The following is an 18,141-nucleotide window of genomic DNA, read 5'->3' as shown; positions in this document are numbered from 1 at the left end:
CCCGGTTTTGCCCGCTGTCCCCCGCGGAGGTGTCCCCCGTGCCCCAGCCGCACCGTCCCATCCGACGCGCCCCCGGCTCCCCGCCGCCCCAGCCGCAGCGTGCGCGCGGCGGCGGCGGACGCCGGGCCGGGCGGCGCCGGGACGACCGGCCCCGGTGGGGCGTGCGGCTCGCGGCGGGGCTCTCGCTGGTGGTGCTGGGCTCCGGGGCCGTCGGGCACGCCGTGATGACGGGCCTGGACACCGGCATCGAGCGGGTCGACCCCTTCAAGGACATGAAGAACCGCCCCCAGGCCGGGCACGGGGTGAACTTCCTGCTGGTCGGCACGGACGGCCGGGACAAGATCACCCCGGAGGAGAAGCGCGACTACCGGCTCGGCGGGGCGCCCTGCCACTGCACCGACACGGTCATGCTCGTGCACCTGTCCGCCGACAAGGAGCGGGCGAGCGTGATCAGCCTGCCCCGCGACAGCTACGCCGAGGTCCCCGCGCACCAGGACCTGGTGAGCGGCGCCCCCCACAAGGCCCACCCCGTGAAGCTGAACGCCGCCTACGCCGAGGGCGGCCCGAACCTGACCGTGCGCACGGTCGAGAACATGACCCGCGTGAAGATCGACCACTACCTGGAGGTCGACTTCACCAGCTTCATGAGGACCGTCGACGCGATGGGCGGGGTCGAGATCTGCACGGCCAAGGCCATGCGCGACAGCTACACCGGCCTCGACCTGCTGCCCGGCACCCACCGGCTGACCGGCGGCCAGGCCCTGCAGTACGTGCGCTCGCGCCATGTGGACGGGGCCTCCGACCTGGGCCGCATGCAGCGCCAGCAGCGGTTCATCGCGGCGCTGATCAAGCAGGCCACCGGCAGCGGGGTCCTGCTGAACCCGGTGAAGTTCAAGGAGGTCAGCTCCACCCTCCTCGGGTCGGTGCGCGCCGACAAGGACTTCGGCTCCGAGCAGATGCTGGCGCTGGGACAGGCCATGCGGGACTTCACCCCCTCCTCGTCGGAGTTCGCCTCGGTGCCGGTCGGGGACGCCTCGTACCCGGTCAAGGGCATCGGCTCGACGGTGAAGTGGGACGAGCCGAAGGCCGCCAAGCTCTTCGAGGCGCTGCGCCAGGACCGCCCGCTGGCCCCCGCCCGGCCCGGGCAGGCCCCGCGCGGGCCCGCCGCCGTACCGGTCGACGTACCGCCCAAGCAGATCCGGATCCAGGTGGAGAACGGCACCCGGATCGACGGGCTGGGCGGACGGGTCGACGCGGCCCTGCGCGCCACCGGCTTCGACACCACCCAGGCCCCGGCGGCCGGCACGAGCCGCGAGGTCCGGCGCACCGTGATCGTGTACGACCCGCGCTGGGACCGCTCCGCGCGGACGGTGTCGACCGCGCTGCCCGGCAGCGAGCTGCGCGCCGTCACCGGGCAGGGCCGCACGGTGCTGGTGATCGCGGGGGCGGACTTCAAGAAGGTCGTGCCGGTGCGGGCCGAGGATCCCTACCAGGGCGAGTTCGGCGTGGTCACCGGCGACCAGGTGGTGTGCCGGAGCTGAACGCGCCACGGCCGGGCCCGCCCGGCTAGTGCCGCGTCAGGCAACGTTCGCCCCGTCGCGGCACTAGCGGGTGCGTTCGAGCAGGGAGACGTGCAGTCCGCGGACGTCGGTGGTCGAGGCGATCCGGTAGTGGGCCTTCAGCGCGCGGGTCTGGTCGGCGGGGAGGCGGTCGTACGGGTCGCGCTTGGAGGTGGCCCGGGTGACGAGCCAGATCCGGGCGGTGTCGCCGAGGCACTGCTCGGCCCGCGGGCACTCCTGCGGGAAGAGGTCGTCCTGCTGCCGCGCCGAGCGGGCGGCGAAGACGTCGCGCGGCCGGACGCCGTCCGGCAGGTAGTACTCGATCTGGTAGTCGACCATGTAGACCCGGTCATCGCCGCGGACGGGGACGAAGCCGTCGCCGGGCCGGTAGCCCTGGGCGATGACCCGCGCGGCCGCCCGGCCGTCGGAGGTCTCCTTGGCCTGCTCGGTGCGCAGGTGGCGCTGGTCGGGCACGCCGAGCAGGATCAGCCCGGCCAGTGCGGCCGCGCCGGCGGGGCGCGGCTTGAGCGCGGCCAGTCCGGCAGCGGCCAGCATCACCCAGGCGGGGACCGTGAAGAGCACGTAGCGGTCGATGAAGTACGAGGTGGCGCCCTGCGAGACCACGTAGACGGCGGCGATCGGCGCGGCGCCCAGCAGCAGCAGTTCCACGGCGGGGCGCCGGCCCCGGCTCCAGGCCAGGGGCAGCAGGGCCACCGCGGCGATGCCGAGCGCGACGAGCGGGGAGGCGAAGAGGTTGTCCCAGAGGCCGGCGAGGTCCCTCATCCGGGGGGTCTTGATCCAGCTGATCTGCCGGCCGACCTGCTGGCGTCCCAGCAGCACCAGCGGGATCACCGCCAGCAGCCCGGCGGCGGCCGCCACGGCGAAGGAGACCGCGGTCCGCCCGCGCCGGTCCCGCCACCAGCGCAGCGCCACGATCAGGACGTGCGGCAGCAGGAACAGCAGGGCCACCATGTGCAGCAGCCCGGCCAGCGCGACGGCGAGGGCGTACGCCGCCCAGCGCGCCGGGCGCGGCCGCGCGAGGGCGCGCAGCAGCAGCCAGGTCGCCGCCGACACCGCGAGCACCACGAAGGCGTAGGAGCGGGCCTCGGTGCCGTACCGGGTCACGACGGGCAGCAGCGCGAACAGCAGCCCGGCGAAGACGGCGGTGCGGCGGTCGAACAGGGCCCGGGCGGTCAGCACCACCAGGGCGGCGGAGCCGGCCATGGCGAGCGCGGAGGGCAGCCGGAGCATCGCGGCGGAGTCCCCGAAGAGCGAGACCCAGCCGTGCAGCAGCAGGTAGTAGAGGCCGGAGACGGCGTCGACGTGGCCCAGCATCGCGAGGAGCTCGCCGGTGCCGCGGGAGGCGGCGTTCCAGCTGGCGAGCTCGTCGCGCCAGAGCTGCGGGGTGCCGCCGCGGAAAGCGGTGACGGCGAGGGTCAGCAGCGCCGCCCACAGCCAGTCGGGCCCGGGCAGCCGCCGCGCGCCGCGCCGGGCGGGGGCGGGCACCGGCACGGCGGTGGTCTGGGTGGCAGTCGGCATCAGGGGTTCTCCGCGGCAGGGCCGGTCGGGGGGCGGACCGTCGCTCGGGCGGAGCAGCCGGACGTCGGCGGACCAGTCTACGGGGCCCCCGTAAGCCCCGGATATGCCCGCCGCCCGCCCGCTGCGGGGCCCGGGGCGGAGTCCGGGGCGGGAGGCCGGACGGGTCAGTCGGCCAGGCCCTCGGCGGTGCGGCGGGCGCGGAGCTCCATGATCGCCTGGCGGCGGGCGAGCCGGTGCGTGCGGCGGATCTGGGCCTCCTGGTAGCGGCGCTCGTCCTGCTCGGTCTCCGGCAGCACCGGCGGGACCTGGCGGGGCTTGCCGTCGGAGTCGACCGCGGTGAAGACCAGGTACGCGCTGCCGACCTGGGTGGCGGGGGTGGACTCGTTCCACCGCTCCGCCAGGACCCGTACGCCGATCTCCATCGAGGAGCGGCCGGTCCAGTTGCACTGCGCCCGGACGTGCACCAGGTCACCGACGCGGACCGGCGCGAGGAAGGCCATCTCGTCCATCGACGCGGTGACCGCGGGGCCGCCTGAGTGGCGCCCGGCGACCGCACCCGCGGCGTCGTCCACCAGCTTCATGATCACGCCGCCGTGCACGGTCCCGAGGAGGTTCGTGTCGTTCGCCGTCATGATGTGGCTCAGGGTGGTGCGGGACGCCGAGATCGGCTTCCCCGCGGGCGCCGCCGGTATTTCTGTCATGGGCCCACCTTAAGTGGGTACGGCAGGCATCAGCTCTGCAACAGCCACGGTACGAAGCGACCACCGGGGTGTCGGGCGACACGCCCGGCCAGGCATCCTTGTCCGCATGAGTGACTGGGACGGCTGGAACGGCGAGCGCGACGCGCGCGGCCGCCGCGATGACGGGTACGGGCGCGGCAGCGGGCAGCCGCAGCCGGAGGGCGCGCAGCGGATGCGCCACGTCCAGCGGCAGCCGCAGCAGCCGCCGCGGCCCCCGGCCCGGCCGCCGGTCCCCCCGCAGGCGCCGCCGCCCGGCCGGCGGCCCGCGCCGGGGGTGCCGCCGCAGCAGGCGCAGGGCCCGGACGCCTCGTACGACAGCGGTTACAGCACCGGCCAGGTCTACGGCCGCCCCCAGGGCCCCGGCGGCGGCGCTCCCGCCGGACCGGGCCGCCCCGGGCGTCCCGGCGGCCCCGGTGGCGGCGGTCCGGCGGGTCCGGCGCCGGACTGGCGCAAGCGGATCAAGGTCGGCTCCCTCGTGCTGGTCTCCGTCCTCGTGGTCACCGGCGTCGGCACCTACTTCTGGGCGGACTCCAAGGTGCGCCGGGAGGTGGACCTCTCCAAGGTGATCGAGCGCCCGAAGGGGGGCGACTGCACGACGTACCTGATCGTCGGCTCCGACAGCCGCGAGGGCATGTCCGACGAGGAGAAGAAGAAGCTCCACACGGGCTCCGCCGAGGGCAAGCGCACGGACTCGATGATGGTCCTGGCGAAGTGCTCCAGCGGGAACACGATGGTCTCGCTGCCGCGTGACTCGGACGTGGAGATCCCCTCCTTCGTCGGCTCGCAGTCGGGGAAGAAGTTCCCGGCGCAGGGACGGCGGGTCAAGCTCAACGCGGCGTACGCGGAGGACGGCCCCGAGCTGCTCGTGCGGACCGTCGAGTTCAACACCGGGCTGCGCATCGACCACTACGCCGAGATCGGTTTCGCCGGGTTCGCGAACATCGTGGACGCGCTGGGCGGTGTGGAGCTCGACATCGAACAGGGCTTCAAGGACGAGAAGTCGGGCGCCGACTTCAAGGCGGGCCGTCAGACCCTCAACGGCGAACAGTCGCTGGCCTTCGTCCGGACCCGGTACGCCTTCGCGGAGTCGGACCTCCAGCGGACGAAGAACCAGCAGAAGTTCCTGTCGGCGCTGGCGAGCCAGGCGGCCACGCCGGGCACGCTCCTGAACCCCTTCTCCCTCTACCCGGTGATGGGCGCGGGCCTGGACACCCTGGTCGTCGACAAGGACATGGGGCTGTGGGACCTCGGCCAGATGTTCTTCGCGATGAAGGGCATCACCGGAGGGGACGGCGTGTCGATGAACATGCCGATTTCCGGTCAGCGCGGCGGCAACCTGGTCTGGGACAAGGCGAAGGTGCAGCAGCTGGTCAAGCAGATCCAGAACGACGAGAAGGTCACCGTCCGGGGGCAGTGAACGGGAGCACACGGGTCCGGATACCGACGTGGGGTCAGCCACGTGTGGTGGACAGTGCGATGGTTTTCTCGTAAGACTGTTGCGGCCCAAGCGTCGGGGGGGATAGCCCGGATGGGTCGTGTCGGGGGCGCGGCCGTCGCACATTTCGGGCACGCATCCGTCCTGCCCGTGGAGCGTTCATGTCGTTGCATCCGTCCCCGCGTGTCCTGACCGACCGCCGGGAGAACGGGAAACCCCCCTTCCCCATGCCCTCATTGCCGGGGCAGCCGCGGCCCGGGCCGGCGACCGCCCGGCCCCGGCTGCGGATCCTGGACGGGCTGCGGATCCTGGCGGCGGTGCTGGTGCTCATGCACCACTACACCCGTCAGGAAGTGTGGGGGCGCGACGCCTTCGGCTGGCTGACCATGGTCGGCCGCTACAGCTGGATGGGCGTCGAGCTGTTCTTCATGATCAGCGGCTTCGTCATCTGCATGTCGGCCTGGGGGCGGCCGCTCGGCAGCTACCTGCGCAGCCGCGTCATCCGGCTCGGGCCCGCGTACTGGTTCTGCGTCCTGGTCACCATGGGGGTGCTGCTGGCGGCCGGGAAGCCCTTCGGCGGCGCCGGGCCCGGGCTGAGCCAGATCCTGACCAACCTGACGATGTTCCAGACCCCGCTGGGCAGCGCCCAGCTGGACATGTCGTACTGGACGCTCTGGTCCGAGCTCCGCTTCTACCTGATCTTCGCGGCGGTCGCCTGGACCGGGCTGACGTACCGCAAGGTCCTGAACTTCTGCTGGATCTGGACGGTCGCCTCGCTGCTGGCCCCCAGTTCCGGGCTGCCGGTCCTCAACGTCCTGGCGAACCCGGACTACTCGCCCCTCTTCATCTCCGGCATCTGCTTCTACCTGATCCGCCGCGAGGGGCCGCGCGCGGGCGAGCCGTGGCTGCTGCTCGGGTTCTCCTGGCTGCTGATGCAGCGCAAGCTGAACGACATCGTCTCCTGGAACACCGTGAAGGGTGACCGGCTGTCCTGGGAGATGTGCCTGCTCGTGGTGACCCTGTGCTACGTGGTCATGGCCGCCGTGGCGCTGGGATGGCTGGACCGGATCGACTGGCGCTGGCTGTCGGTCGCGGGCGCGATGTCGTACCCGCTGTACCTGCTGCACCAGCAGATCGGCGTGACCCTGCTGCACCAGTGGCGGCGCGACGTGGAGCCCTGGACGCTGCTGCTGTCGGCGACGGCCGTGATGCTGCTGGCGTCGTGGCTGATCCAGCGGTTCGTGGAACGGCCGGTGGCGGGCCGCCTCAAGCGCTTCCTGGAGAACCGGCCGGGCCGGCCGGCCCAGGCGGCGCGCGAGACCCCGTAACGGCGCACGCGGGCACGGAGGAAGCGGAACGCCGGAAGCGGAACGCAAGAAGGGGCACCCCCCCCGGGGGGTGCCCCTTCCTCGTGTGCACGGGTCCGTGCGCGGTGGCTACTTGCCGGCGCGGGCGCGGAGCTTCCACGGCATGGCGATGGACTCCAGCTGGACGGCCAGGTTCATCTTGGACTCGCCGACGGTGCGGTCCTCGAAGTGGATCGGGACCTCCATCACCTGGAAGTTGCGGCGCAGGGCCTTGAACTTCATCTCCACCTGGAAGCTGTAGCCGGCGCTGCCGATCGACGCGAGGTCGATCGCCTTCAGCGCGTCGGCGCTCCACAGGTTGAAGCCGCCCGTGATGTCGCGGACGCGGGTGCCCAGGATGGTGCTCGCGTACGCGTTCGCCCAGCGGGAGAGCAGCTTGCGGTGCGCGCCCCAGGCGTCGGAGAGGGTGCCGCCCGGCACGTAGCGGGAGCCGACGACGAGACCGGCGCCGGTGGAGCGGGCGACGCCCAGCATCTCGGCGATCTTGCCGGCCGGGTGGGAGCCGTCCGCGTCCATCTGGAGCACGTACTCGGCGCCGTTCTCGACGGCCTTGGCCATGCCGGCCGCGTAGGCGCGGCCGAGGCCGTCCTTCGCGGTGCGGTGCAGGACGGACATGCGCGGCTTGCCGTCCTCGGTGAGGAAGCCCTCCGCGAGCTCGTCGGCGATCTTGCCGGTGCCGTCCGGCGAGGAGTCGTCGACGATCAGCAGGCGCAGGCCCGGCTGGTCGAGACCCATGAGCAGCTCGACCATGCCCGGCAGGTTGCCCGCCTCGTTGTACGTGGGCATGACGACGGTGAGCGGCGTGTGCGCCCAGGTGTCGGGGAGCTTCGTGGTTGCGACGTCGGTCGTGCGGGGAGTCTGCTGCTCGCCTATCACAGGGTGTGCCTCACTGGAGTTGGTCACAGGGTCAGCGGTCGGAGGAGAAGCGGACGGCGGCGTCGGGCAGTTCGGCCTCGCACCACACCCGCACCCCTGCGCGAAGTTCGTTGTCGGCTCCTACGACGGCACCGTCACCGATGACCGCGCCGTTCACCACCGTGCGCGAACCCACCGAGGCGCCGGCGCCGATGAGGCTGGCGCTCACCACCGAGTCCGCGCCGAGGGTCGCACCGTCCAGGACGATCGAGCCCCGGACGACCGCGCCCGCTTCGATCCGGGCGCCGGCACCCACCACCGTACCGCCCGACAGCTTGGCTCCCTCCGCCACCACCGCGCCCGGGAGCACGAGGGCCTCACCGCGCGGACCGGGGACGGCCGGAGAGGCAACGATGCCGCGCACGAGGTCGGCGGAGGCCTGCACGAAGGACTCGGGCTTGCCGAGGTCCAGCCAGTACGTGTCCTCGGTGACGCCGTGCAGCTTGGCGCCGGAGTCGAGCAGACCGGGGAAGGTCTCGCGCTCGACGGAAACCGATCGGCCGGCCGGGATGGAGTCGATGACGCTGCGGCGGAAGACGTAGCAGCCGGCGTTGATCTGGTCCGTGATGATCTCTTCGGGGGTCTGCGGCTTCTCGGTGAAGGCCAGCACCCGCCCCTCGGAGTCGGTGGGCACCAGGCCGAAGGCGCGCGGGTCTTCGACCCGCACCAGGTGCAGGGAGACGTCGGCGTCGGCCGCCTGGTGGGACTCGACCAGGCCGGCGATGTCCAGGCCGGTGAGGATGTCGCCGTTGAAGACGAGGACGGGCGCGTCCGGGCCGCCGGTCAGCCGCTGCGCGGCGTTGCGGATGGCACCGCCGGTGCCCAGGGGCTCGTCCTCGACGACGTACTCGAGGGTGATGCCGAAGTCGGAACCGTCGCCGAAGTAGGGCTCGAAGACCTCGGCCAGGTAGCAGGTGGCCATCACGATGTGGGTGACACCGGCGGCGGCGGCCCTGGCTATCTGGTGGGCGAGGAAGGGAACTCCGGCCGCCGGAACCATCGGCTTGGGGGTGTTCACCGTCACGGGGCGCAGTCGCGTCCCCTGCCCGCCGACCAGCAGGATCGCTTCCGTCATTGTTTTCTCCCCAACCGGTTCGGGCGTACGAAGGTTCAAATTTAGCCCATCCGGGGACATGCCAAGGCCGTGGACGGCCCGGGCAGGGGGTGCTACGGCCACGTTCCGGTTACGGGCGGGCGCCCTCGCGAGGACGGGCGGATTGCGCGTACCGGACACCGCCGCGCGCGGCTGTCCCCTATACAAGGGGCACACCACGGCCAGCGCCCCGACGGTCCCCGCATCATGGCTGGTCAGAGACGCGCGCCCGGTGCGCCCCGGTCGCGGGGACCCGTTGGCGCACCCGTGTTCTCCCGCACCGGCCGCGGCCCGTGAGGGTGTATCGGCCGGCGCGGTTGACGACGACTTGTTCCGAACCTGTCGGCAAGCCGTTACGAAGACGGGTGCGCGGGAGGCGACCGGCCGACGGCCCCCGGCGCCTGTGCGCCGGGGGCCGTCGGGTGTGACTGTCCGTGGGGACGGGCCGTTACGGCAGGTTGCGCGCCATGACGATGCGCTGGACCTGGTTCGTGCCCTCGTAGATCTGGGTGATCTTCGCGTCGCGCATCATGCGCTCGACCGGGTAGTCGCGCGTGTAGCCGTAGCCGCCGAGGAGTTGGACGGCGTCCGTGGTGACCTCCATGGCGACGTCGGAGGCGAAGCACTTGGCCGCGGCGCCGAAGAAGGTCAGGTCGGAATCGACGCGCTCCGACTTGGCGGCGGCCGAGTAGGTCAGCTGGCGGGCGGCCTCGATCTTCATGGCCATGTCCGCGAGCATGAACTGCACGCCCTGGAAGTCGCCGATCGGCTTGCCGAACTGCTTGCGCTCCTGGACGTAGCCCTTGGCGTAGTCCAGGGCGCCCTGGGCGATGCCGAGGGCCTGGGCGGCGATGGTGATGCGGGTGTGGTCGAGGGTCTTCATCGCGGTGGCGAAGCCGGTGCCCTCGGCGCCGATCATGCGGTCGGCGGGGATCCGGACGTTGTCGAGGTAGACCTCGCGCGTCGGGGAGCCCTTGATGCCGAGCTTCTTCTCGGGGGCGCCGAAGGAGACGCCCTCGTCCGACTTCTCGACGACGAACGCGCTGATGCCCTTGGAGCGCATCGACGGGTCCGTGACGGCCATGACCGTGTAGTAGTCGGAGACGCCCGCGTTGGTGATCCAGCGCTTGACGCCGTTGAGCACCCAGAAGTCCCCGTCGCGCACGGCGCGGGTCTTCATGCCGGCGGCGTCGGAGCCCGCGTCCGGCTCGGAGAGCGCGTACGAGAACATCGCGTCGCCCTTGGCCAGCGGGCCGAGGTACTTGGCCTTGAGCTCCTCGGACCCGGAGAGGATCACCGGGAGCGAGCCGAGCTTGTTGACGGCCGGGATCAGGGAGGAGGAGGCGCAGACGCGGGCCACCTCCTCGATCACGATGACGGTGGCGAGGGCGTCGGCGCCGGCGCCGCCGTAGTTCTCGGGCACGTGAACGGCGTGCAGGTCGCTCGCGACCAAGGCGTCGAGGGCCTCCTGCGGGAAGCGGGACTCCTCGTCGACCGCGGCCGCGAACGGCAGGATCTTCGCCTCGGCGAGCGAGCGGACCGACTCGCGGAGCATGTCGTGCTCCTCGGCCGGGCGGTACAGGTCGAAGTCGGCAGAACCCGCCAAGATCTCTCACTCCCCAAGGTGACGCGTCCCGCCGATGAGCGATGCGCGATGCTAACTACCGTTAAGTAACCCAAATCTTAGTGTCCGGTCACCGGGCAGCGATATGTACGGCGTACGTGAGCTGCGTGACAGCCCGGGCCTCCGCCGGGGAACGTCCCCCGTCAGGGGCCCGACTATGCTCGGTGGCCGCAAACGGCCCCGCACCTCTGGAGCACTCATGGCCCCCCTCAAGATCACTGTGATCGGCACCGGATACCTCGGCGCGACGCACGCCGCCGCCATGGCCGAGCTGGGCTTCGAGGTGCTCGGACTGGACGTGGTCCCGGAGAAGATCGAGATGCTCGCGGCGGGCCGGGTCCCCATGTACGAGCCGGGGCTGGAGGAGCTGCTCGCCGCGCACGTCGCCGGACTGCCGGGCTCGACGGGCCGGCTGCGCTTCACCACCTCCTACGAGGAGGCCGGGGAGTTCGGCGACGTCCACTTCGTCTGCGTGAACACCCCGCAGAAGCACGGCGAGTACGCCTGTGACATGTCGTACGTCGACTCGGCCGTCGCCTCGCTGGCCCCGCACCTGACCCGGCCGGTGCTGGTCGTCGGCAAGTCCACCGTGCCCGTGGGCTCGGCGGTCCGGCTCGCGGCGCGGCTCGCGGAGCTGGCCCCGGCGGGCGCGGACGTGGAGCTGGCCTGGAACCCGGAGTTCCTGCGGGAGGGCTTCGCGGTGCAGGACACCCTGCACCCCGACCGGATCGTGATCGGCGTCGAGGGCGAGCGCGCCGAGAAGGTGCTGCGGGAGGTGTACGCGACGCCGCTGGCGGAGGGGACCCCGCTGGTGGTGACCGACTTCCCCACCGCCGAGCTGGTGAAGACCGCCGCGAACTCCTTCCTCGCCACCAAGATCTCCTTCATCAACGCGATGGCGGAGGTCTGCGAGGCCGCGGGCGGCGACGTGGCCAAGCTGGCGGAGGCCATCGGCCACGACGAGCGGATCGGCTCGAAGTTCCTCCGGGCCGGGATCGGCTTCGGCGGCGGCTGCCTGCCCAAGGACATCCGCGCCTTCATGGCGCGGGCCGGCGAGCTGGGCGCCGACCAGGCGCTGACCTTCCTGCGGGAGGTCGACTCCATCAACATGCGCCGCCGCGGCCACATGGTGGAGCTGGCCCGCGAGGCGGTCGGCGGCTCCTTCCTCGGCAAGCGGGTCGCCGTCCTCGGCGCCACCTTCAAGCCGGACTCGGACGACGTCCGCGACTCCCCCGCCCTGAACGTCGCCGGGCAGATCCACCTCCAGGGCGGCCAGGTCACCGTCTACGACCCCAAGGGCATGGACAACGCCCGCCGGGTCTTCCCCACCCTGGGCTACGCCGGCTCCGCGCTGGAGGCGGCCCGCGGCGCGGAGGTCGTCCTGCACCTCACCGAGTGGCGCGAGTTCCGCGACCTGGACCCGGCGGTCCTCGGCGAGGCCGTCACCGACCGCCTCGTGCTGGACGGGCGGAACGCCCTGGACCCGCAGCGGTGGCGCGCGGCGGGCTGGACGTACCGGGCGATGGGACGCCCGCACGCGTAAGGGAGTTGAGGGCCTCGGGGGGCCGCCGGGGCGGCCCCCCGTAACCCTTTTGTTGGGGCGCCGTCAAGTAAGTGGAATAAATGACTGGGTAGACTTCGCGCCGATGACCACGACCAGCAGCCCTCCGACCAACCCCACCGCATCTGCGACGGCGGCGCCCGCCACGCGTGACCGGCGGGGATCCTTCGAAGCAGCCATGCGAGGACGCGGCGCCCTTCTGGGCATCGCGGGCTTCTGGCTGGCCACGCGGGCCGCGATGCTCTGGATGCTCGTCAACGACTTCTACAGCTCGAACGTCGTACGAGTAGAGATCACCGCGACCTACCACAACTGGTACAACGTCCTCGTCACCTGGACGATGCCGCACAACGACATCATGTGGCAGTACCCGCCGGCAGCCGCGGCGATCTTCCTCTCGCCCGACCTGCTGCCGTTCCTCACCTACTTCCAGGCCTTCGTCGCCCTGACGGTGCTCTGCGACGGCGTGATCCTCGTCGGCCTCATGCGCGCCGCCCGCCGGGGCGACGGCAGCATGGCCGGCGCCGTGCTGTGGCTCGTGACGCTGCCGATGCTGATGGCGACCCCGTTCGCCCGCTACGACGTCCAGGTCACCCTGCTCGCCGTCGCCTCGCTGCTGTGCCTGCGCTACCGCCCGAGGCTCGGCGGGGTCATCGCCGGCATCGGCGCCATGGTCAAGGTGTGGCCGCTGCTCACCCTGCTCGGCACCCCGCGCGGCAAGTCGACGCGCGAGGCGTTCATCGCCGCCGCGCTGTCCTGCGTCGCGCTGCTCGCCGTCTTCGCCGCGCTCTTCCGCGACACGCTCGGCTTCCTGGGCAACCAGGGCGACCGCGGCGTGCAGGTCGAGTCCCTCGGCGGCAGTGCGCTGATGGCGGCCCGGCTCGTGCACCTGTGGCCCGGCAAGATCAACTTCCAGTACGGGGCCTTCGAGTACGTCGGCCCGTACGTCTCCAGCATCGCGCGGGCCTCGCTCGCGCTCACGGTGATCGGCTTCCTGCTGCTCCTGCTGTGGCGCGTGAAGGCCAACCGCTGGTCGCACGCGACGCCGTTCGACGCCGCGCTCTGCGCCATCATGGTGTTCACCGTCACCAGCCGCGTCATCAGCCCGCAGTACATGATCTGGCTGCTCGGCCTCGCGGCGGTGTGCCTGACGTCCCGGCACACCACCCAGCGTCCGATCGCCTGGCTGCTGGTGGCCGCCACCGCGCTCACCACGCTGATCTTCCCGGTCTGGTACGGCTCGGACATCCTGACCAACTCCACGCTCGGCACGATCCTGCTGTGCGGGCGCAACGGCATCCTGCTGTACGCGACCGTGTGGTCGGGCCTGCGGCTGTGGAAGGCCACCGTCCTGCCGAAGGGCGAACTGGCCGCGGCCGAGCCGGCCGCTGCGGCCGCGTCCCGCTAGGGACTTCTGCGGTGCTGGGCGGCGCGGGCCGTGAACTCCGCGTCGCGCAGCACCCGTTGGGCGTTGCCCCAGGTGAGCAGGGCCAGGTCGGTCTCCGGCCAGCCCCGCTCCAGCAGTTCCGCGATGAGCTTGGGGTAACCGGAGGGATCGGTGAGCCCGGCCGGGCGGGGGGCGTCCCCCTCGGTGCCGAAGCCGGCTCCCAGTCCCACGCACTGGGGGCCCGCGAGGGCCCGTACGTGGTCGAGGTGGTCCGCCACCGCGTGCAGGGAGTCCCCGGTCCGCGCGGTGTCGAAGGTGACCATCGCCAGTCCGTTCGCGGCCCGTAGCGCGAGCAGCACCTCGTCGGTGACGTTCCCCGGGTGCGGGTTGAGCGCCGCCGCGCCCGTGTGGGAGACGATCACCGGGGCTTTCGAGGCCCCCGCGAGCTGGCAGGCCACCATCGGGGGACATCCCGTCAGGTCCAGCAGTATCGCGAGCCGGTTCACCTCCTTGACCACCTCGTGGCCGAAGGCCGTCAGGCCGTCCTGGGCCCAGGGGGCCCCGGCGGGCGCGAGGATCCGTACGCCCAGGGCGTGGAAGGCCCGCAGCGCGCCGAGCGAGCCGGTCAGCGCCCGGCCGGGTACGGGGCCGAGGAACGAGGCGATCCGGCCCCGGTTGCGGGCGTCCGCCATGTCGTCGGCGCTCAGCGCGAGGCACAGGCCGTCGGGGTAGCGGCGCACCAGGGCGAGCCCGACGTCGATCTGTTCGAGGGTGTCGGACACCACCTGGTCCGCCTCCCGCGGCGTCCGGTCGTCCCCGCCCGGGGCGCCGGGCGGGACGAGCAGCGACCAGAACTGGGCCCCCACTCCGCCGGCCCGCAGCCGCGGGATGTCGGTGTCCACGCCCATGTCCGGGGTGTCGATGTCGTGGTACGGGCTCTGCCGCAGGGTCCAGACGAGCGTGTTGCAGCCGTCCGCGACGGGGTGCACGGCGAGCAGCGCGGCGGCCCGGTCCAGGGCAGTGGCCGCCACCGCGGGGACGGGTGCGTCGGGAACTCCCAGGGAGCCGGGCCCGCCGGGGAGGGCGGGGGCGGCGTGCGGGTCGTCCTGCAGGTCGGCCATGGCGTTCGCTCCGGTCTCGGCGGCAGCAGGGAGAGGCGGCGGGGAGAGCTGCTGCCACCGTGCCATGTGGGACGCGCTTGCCGCCCGGCGGGTGTGGCGTTCGGGTGGCCGCCCGGGCCGAGGCCGGAGCCCCGGCCGGGGGTGGCCCGGCCGGGGCTCCCGGCGGAGGCCCGGCCGGACCCCCGGCCGGGGCTCCGGGTGGATCAGAGGACCGCGTTGGACGGGCCGCGGGCCGCCGAGAGGTCCCGGGCCGCCGATTCCGCGTCGCGCAGCGCCCGTACCGCGTTCGACCAGGTCAGCTTGGCCAGGTCGGCCCGGGACCAGCCGCGCGTGAGAAGCTCCGCGATCAGGTTCGGGTAACCGGACACGTCCTCCAGCCCGGCCGGGGTGAAGGCCGTGCCGTCGAAGTCCCCGCCGATGCCGATGTGGTCCACGCCCGCGACCTCGCGCATGTGGTCCAGGTGGTCGGCCACCGTGGCCGCCGTGGCGATCGGCCGCGGGTTCGCCGCCTCGAAGGCGCGGTGCAGGGCCATCGCCTCCGCGCCGGTGTCCAGGTGGTGCAGGCCGTGGGCGCGCAGGTTCTCGTCGGCGGCCGCCGTCCAGGCCACCGCGGCCGGGAGGATGAACTTGGGCACGAAGGTCGCCATCGCCACGCCCCCGTTGGCGGGGAGCAGCGCGAGGACGTCGTCCGGGATGTTGCGGGGGTGGTCGCAGACCGCCCGCGCGGACGAGTGCGAGAAGATCACCGGCGCCGCCGAGACGGCGAGCGCGTCGCGCATGGTGGTGGCGGCCACGTGCGAGAGGTCGACGAGCATGCCGACCCGGTTCATCTCGCGGACGACCTCGCGGCCGAAGTCCGTGAGACCGCCGTGCCGGGGCTCGTCGGTCGCCGAGTCCGCCCAGTCGATGGTGTCGTTGTGGGTCAGGGTCATGTAGCGCACGCCGAGCCGGTGCAGGGCGCGCAGGGTGGCCAGCGAGTTGTTGATGGAGTGGCCGCCCTCGGCGCCCATCAGGGAGGCGATCTTCCCCTGGGCGCGCGCCGCTTCCATGTCGTCCGCCGTCAGCGCCCGCACGAGGTGGTCCGGGTAGCGCCGGATCAGCTGGCCGACCGCGTCCACCTGTTCCAGGGTGGCGCTGACCGCCTGGTCGCCCGCGAAGTCGGACCGTACGTAGACGGACCAGAACTGCGCGCCGACCCCGCCGGCGCGCAGCCGGGGGATGTCGGTGTGCAGGTGCGCGGACTGGTCGGCGCCGATGTCGCGCCGGTCCAGGTCGTAGCGGACCTGGTTGCGCAGCGCCCAGGGCAGGTCGTTGTGACCGTCGACGACCGGGTGCGCGGCGAGCAGGCCGCGCGCCTCCTCCAGGCGGTCGGCCGCGCTCACGCGCCGAACCCGAACCCGAAGGACTCCGCGCCCGCGACCTTCGTCCGCAGCCGCTTGCCCTTCTCGGTGGCCTGGTCGTTCAGCTCCTGCTGGAAGTCGCGCATCCGGGCCATCAGCTCCTGGTCGTGCGCGGCCAGCATCCGTACGGCCAGCAGGCCCGCGTTGCGCGCCCCGGCGACGGAGACGGTGGCGACGGGAACCCCGGCGGGCATCTGGACGATCGACATCAGCGAGTCCATGCCGTCGAGGTACTTCAGCGGCACCGGCACCCCGATGACCGGGAGCGGGGTGACCGAGGCGAGCATCCCGGGCAGGTGGGCGGCGCCGCCGGCACCCGCGATGATCGCCTTCAGCCCGCGCCCGGCGGCCTGCTCGCCGTACGCGATCATCTCGCGCGGCATCCGGTGGGCGGAGACGACGTCGACCTCGTACGGGATCTCGAACTCGTCGAGCGCCTTGGCGGCGGCCTCCATGACGGGCCAGTCCGAGTCCGAGCCCATGACGATGCCGATGACGGGACCTGCGGAAGCGGTGCTCATGCGGTGATGGTTCCTCTGAGGTAGCCGGCAGCGTGACGTGCGCGCTCCAGCACATCGTCCAGGTCGTCGCCGTAGGTGTTGACGTGGCCGACCTTGCGGCCGTGTTTCACGTCCTTGCCGTACATGTGGATCTTCAGCTGCGGGTCGTGCGCCATGCAGTGCAGGTACGCCGCGTACATGTCGGGGTAGTCCCCGCCGAGCACGTTGGCCATGACCGTCCAGCGGGCCCGGGGGCGCGGGTCGCCCAGGGGGAGGTCCAGGACCGCGCGGACGTGGTTGGCGAACTGGGAGGTGATGGCACCGTCCTGGGTCCAGTGGCCGCTGTTGTGCGGGCGCATGGCCAGTTCGTTGACGAGGATGCGGCCGTCGGTGGTCTCGAAGAGCTCCACCGCCAGGTGGCCGGTCACCCCGAGCTCCTTGGCGATGCGCAGGGCCAGCGCCTGGGCCTCGCCCGCCAGCTCCTCGGAGAGGTCCGGGGCGGGGGCGATCACCGTGTCGCAGACGCCGTCGACCTGGATGGACTCCACGACGGGGTAGGCGACGGCCTGGCCGTGCGGGGAGCGGACGATGTTCGCCGCGAGCTCGCGGACGTACTCGACCTTCTCCTCCGCGAGGACCGGCACGCCCGCCTTGAAGGGCGCCTGCGCGTCCTCGGGGGTGCGCACGAACCACACGCCCTTGCCGTCGTACCCGCCGCGCACCGTCTTGAGGATGACGGGGAAGCCCCCGACCTCCTCGGCGAAGGCCGCCGCGTCCGCCGGATCGGTCACGATCCGGTGACGGGGGCTGGGCGCGCCGATCTCGTCGAGCCGGGCGCGCATCACCCCCTTGTCCGCGGCGTGGACCAACGCGTCGGGCCCCGGACGTACGGCGACGCCGTCCGCTTCCAGGGCCCGCAGGTGTGCGATGGGCACGTGCTCGTGGTCGAAGGTGATCACATCGCAGCCGCGCGCGAAGGCGCGGAGCGTCTCCAGGTCGCGATAGTCGCCGATGACGACATCGCTCACGACCTGGGCCGCCGAGTCCTGTGGGGTGTCACTGAGGATCTTGAATCTGATGCCGAGGGGGATGCCCGCCTCGTGGGTCATGCGGGCGAGCTGTCCGCCGCCGACCATGCCGACTACCGGGAACGTCACCTCTCCAGGGTATCCGCCGGTATTCCGCCAACCGGACGTGACCCTGGCGCATCCCCGTGTGCCGTGCGTCGCAGGGGGCGCCAAGGCGCGTACGGAGCCCGGGGGCGACACTTAACATGACTGGGTTGACGAAATCGAGTGACGCTCCAGCGGGGGCGACGACGACGGACAGGGACTGAAGGATCACATGAGTACGCCGAAAGCAGCACCGCTGTCCGAGCGCTTCCGCGGTCTCGCCCGGGAGGCGGTCAAGTTCGGCGCGGTGGGCGGTCTGGGCGTCCTGGTCAACTTCGGTGTGTTCAACCTGCTCCGGAGCACGACCGACCTCCAGACGGTGCGCGCGAACGTCATAGCCATCGTGGTGGCCATCGTCACCAACTACATCGGCTTCCGCTACTTCACCTACCGCGACCGCGACCTCGGCAGCCGCCGTCGCGAGATGATCCTCTTCATCCTGTTCAGCCTGATCGGCATGGTCATCGAGAGCGGCGTGCTCTACGTGGCCACCTACGGCTTCGGCTGGGACAGCTCGCTGCAGAACAACGTCTTCAAGTTCCTCGGCATGGCCGTGGCGACCGTCTTCCGCTTCTGGTCCTACCGGACCTGGGTCTTCCAGGCGCTGCCCACGCCCGCCGCGCACTCGCTGGTCGTCGAGCAGCGCGACGGCCACGAGGTGCCGGCCGTGGCCCTCGCCGCCGAGCCCGTGGTCCCGGCCGCGAAGTAACCGCGGCCGCGAGCCCGCG

15 protein-coding genes are annotated in these 18,141 nt (G+C 72.1%); 6 read left to right on the top strand and 9 right to left on the bottom strand.

Annotated features, from left to right (window positions below):
• Nucleotides 1–161 precede the first annotated feature (161 nt).
• On the top strand, nt 162–1,541 hold the full coding sequence (locus tag ACFYYT_RS21130) for an LCP family protein (RefSeq protein WP_351820701.1): 1,380 nt from the start codon (nt 162–164) through the stop codon (nt 1,539–1,541).
• Nucleotides 1,542–1,604: 63 nt separating this feature from the next.
• Here ACFYYT_RS21130 and ACFYYT_RS21125 read toward each other — a convergent pair whose 3' ends face one another.
• A complete protein-coding gene (locus ACFYYT_RS21125; RefSeq protein WP_351820664.1) occupies nt 1,605–3,098 on the bottom strand; it encodes a glycosyltransferase family 39 protein in 1,494 nt (497 codons plus the stop codon).
• A 164-nt stretch (nt 3,099–3,262) separates the two neighbouring features.
• Nucleotides 3,263–3,799: an acyl-CoA thioesterase gene (locus ACFYYT_RS21120; RefSeq protein ID WP_351820661.1), complete on the bottom strand. Its 537-nt coding sequence runs from the start codon at nt 3,797–3,799 to the stop codon at nt 3,263–3,265.
• Nucleotides 3,800–3,905: 106 nt separating this feature from the next.
• Between ACFYYT_RS21120 and ACFYYT_RS21115 the strand changes: the two genes are divergently transcribed.
• Both ACFYYT_RS21115 and ACFYYT_RS21110 read left to right on the top strand, forming a co-directional pair.
• Complete coding sequence (locus ACFYYT_RS21115; protein WP_351820658.1) at nt 3,906–5,255, top strand: LCP family protein; 1,350 nt, start codon at nt 3,906–3,908, stop codon at nt 5,253–5,255.
• A 245-nt stretch (nt 5,256–5,500) separates the two neighbouring features.
• Complete coding sequence (locus tag ACFYYT_RS21110) at nt 5,501–6,601, top strand: acyltransferase (protein ID WP_351820655.1); 1,101 nt, start codon at nt 5,501–5,503, stop codon at nt 6,599–6,601.
• A 108-nt stretch (nt 6,602–6,709) separates the two neighbouring features.
• Here ACFYYT_RS21110 and ACFYYT_RS21105 read toward each other — a convergent pair whose 3' ends face one another.
• From ACFYYT_RS21105 to ACFYYT_RS21095, 3 genes are all read right to left on the bottom strand, one after another.
• Nucleotides 6,710–7,426: a polyprenol monophosphomannose synthase gene (locus ACFYYT_RS21105; protein WP_351820698.1), complete on the bottom strand. Its 717-nt coding sequence runs from the start codon at nt 7,424–7,426 to the stop codon at nt 6,710–6,712.
• A 121-nt stretch (nt 7,427–7,547) separates the two neighbouring features.
• Nucleotides 7,548–8,630, bottom strand: a complete 1,083-nt coding sequence (locus tag ACFYYT_RS21100) for an NDP-sugar synthase (RefSeq protein WP_351820653.1) — start codon at nt 8,628–8,630, stop codon at nt 7,548–7,550.
• 466 nt (nt 8,631–9,096) lie between these two features.
• Entirely contained in the window at nt 9,097–10,254 is a 1,158-nt protein-coding gene (locus ACFYYT_RS21095; RefSeq protein ID WP_351820650.1) for an acyl-CoA dehydrogenase, read from the bottom strand.
• 217 nt (nt 10,255–10,471) lie between these two features.
• Here ACFYYT_RS21095 and ACFYYT_RS21090 point away from each other — a divergent pair, with 217 nt between their 5' ends.
• Nucleotides 10,472–11,815 carry a UDP-glucose/GDP-mannose dehydrogenase family protein gene (locus ACFYYT_RS21090; RefSeq protein ID WP_351820647.1) on the top strand — a complete coding sequence of 448 codons (1,344 nt, stop codon included), beginning with the start codon at nt 10,472–10,474 and terminating at the stop codon, nt 11,813–11,815.
• A gap of 103 nt (nt 11,816–11,918) precedes the next feature.
• The gene (locus tag ACFYYT_RS21085) at nt 11,919–13,241 is read left to right on the top strand and encodes a glycosyltransferase family 87 protein (protein WP_351820644.1); all 1,323 of its coding nucleotides are present in this window, start codon (nt 11,919–11,921) and stop codon (nt 13,239–13,241) included.
• Here ACFYYT_RS21085 and ACFYYT_RS21080 read toward each other — a convergent pair.
• The 4 genes from ACFYYT_RS21080 to ACFYYT_RS21065 form a co-directional block, all read right to left on the bottom strand.
• Nucleotides 13,238–14,341 carry a membrane dipeptidase gene (locus ACFYYT_RS21080; RefSeq protein WP_351820641.1) on the bottom strand — a complete coding sequence of 368 codons (1,104 nt, stop codon included), beginning with the start codon at nt 14,339–14,341 and terminating at the stop codon, nt 13,238–13,240. The two genes, ACFYYT_RS21085 and ACFYYT_RS21080, sit on opposite strands and share 4 nt — an antisense overlap.
• Before the next feature lie 203 nt (nt 14,342–14,544).
• Nucleotides 14,545–15,723 carry a dipeptidase gene (locus ACFYYT_RS21075; protein ID WP_351820638.1) on the bottom strand — a complete coding sequence of 393 codons (1,179 nt, stop codon included), beginning with the start codon at nt 15,721–15,723 and terminating at the stop codon, nt 14,545–14,547.
• Nucleotides 15,720–16,262 carry a 5-(carboxyamino)imidazole ribonucleotide mutase gene (gene purE, locus ACFYYT_RS21070; protein ID WP_351820635.1) on the bottom strand — a complete coding sequence of 181 codons (543 nt, stop codon included), beginning with the start codon at nt 16,260–16,262 and terminating at the stop codon, nt 15,720–15,722. The genes ACFYYT_RS21075 and purE overlap by 4 nt, the downstream gene beginning before the upstream one ends.
• Complete coding sequence (locus ACFYYT_RS21065; RefSeq protein ID WP_351820632.1) at nt 16,259–17,398, bottom strand: 5-(carboxyamino)imidazole ribonucleotide synthase; 1,140 nt, start codon at nt 17,396–17,398, stop codon at nt 16,259–16,261. The genes purE and ACFYYT_RS21065 overlap by 4 nt, the downstream gene beginning before the upstream one ends.
• A gap of 187 nt (nt 17,399–17,585) precedes the next feature.
• Between ACFYYT_RS21065 and ACFYYT_RS21060 the strand changes: the two genes are divergently transcribed.
• Nucleotides 17,586–18,122 (top strand): GtrA family protein, encoded by a 537-nt coding sequence (locus tag ACFYYT_RS21060; RefSeq protein ID WP_351820629.1) that lies wholly within the window; start codon nt 17,586–17,588, stop codon nt 18,120–18,122.
• The last annotated feature ends 19 nt before the right edge of the window (nt 18,123–18,141 follow it).

Origin of the sequence: Streptomyces sp. NPDC002032 (assembly GCF_042890765.1) — a bacterium.
In the GTDB taxonomy this organism is placed as follows: domain Bacteria; phylum Actinomycetota; class Actinomycetes; order Streptomycetales; family Streptomycetaceae; genus Streptomyces.
This window is presented reverse-complemented; position numbering and strand designations above follow the sequence as displayed.

Bases quoted from the DNA above. Each gene is read 5' to 3' on its own strand.
- ACFYYT_RS21125 (WP_351820664.1), bottom strand. From the start codon at position 3,098: ATGCCGACTGCCACCCAGACCACCGCCGTGCCGGTGCCCGCCCCCGCC.
- ACFYYT_RS21120 (WP_351820661.1), bottom strand. From the start codon at position 3,799: ATGACAGAAATACCGGCGGCGCCCGCGGGGAAGCCGATCTCGGCGTCC.
- ACFYYT_RS21115 (WP_351820658.1), top strand. From the start codon at position 3,906: ATGAGTGACTGGGACGGCTGGAACGGCGAGCGCGACGCGCGCGGCCGC.
- ACFYYT_RS21110 (WP_351820655.1), top strand. From the start codon at position 5,501: ATGCCCTCATTGCCGGGGCAGCCGCGGCCCGGGCCGGCGACCGCCCGG.
- ACFYYT_RS21105 (WP_351820698.1), bottom strand. From the start codon at position 7,426: ATGCCCACGTACAACGAGGCGGGCAACCTGCCGGGCATGGTCGAGCTG.
- ACFYYT_RS21100 (WP_351820653.1), bottom strand. From the start codon at position 8,630: ATGACGGAAGCGATCCTGCTGGTCGGCGGGCAGGGGACGCGACTGCGC.
- ACFYYT_RS21090 (WP_351820647.1), top strand. From the start codon at position 10,472: ATGGCCCCCCTCAAGATCACTGTGATCGGCACCGGATACCTCGGCGCG.
- ACFYYT_RS21085 (WP_351820644.1), top strand. From the start codon at position 11,919: ATGACCACGACCAGCAGCCCTCCGACCAACCCCACCGCATCTGCGACG.
- ACFYYT_RS21080 (WP_351820641.1), bottom strand. From the start codon at position 14,341: ATGGCCGACCTGCAGGACGACCCGCACGCCGCCCCCGCCCTCCCCGGC.
- purE (WP_351820635.1), bottom strand. From the start codon at position 16,262: ATGAGCACCGCTTCCGCAGGTCCCGTCATCGGCATCGTCATGGGCTCG.
- ACFYYT_RS21060 (WP_351820629.1), top strand. From the start codon at position 17,586: ATGAGTACGCCGAAAGCAGCACCGCTGTCCGAGCGCTTCCGCGGTCTC.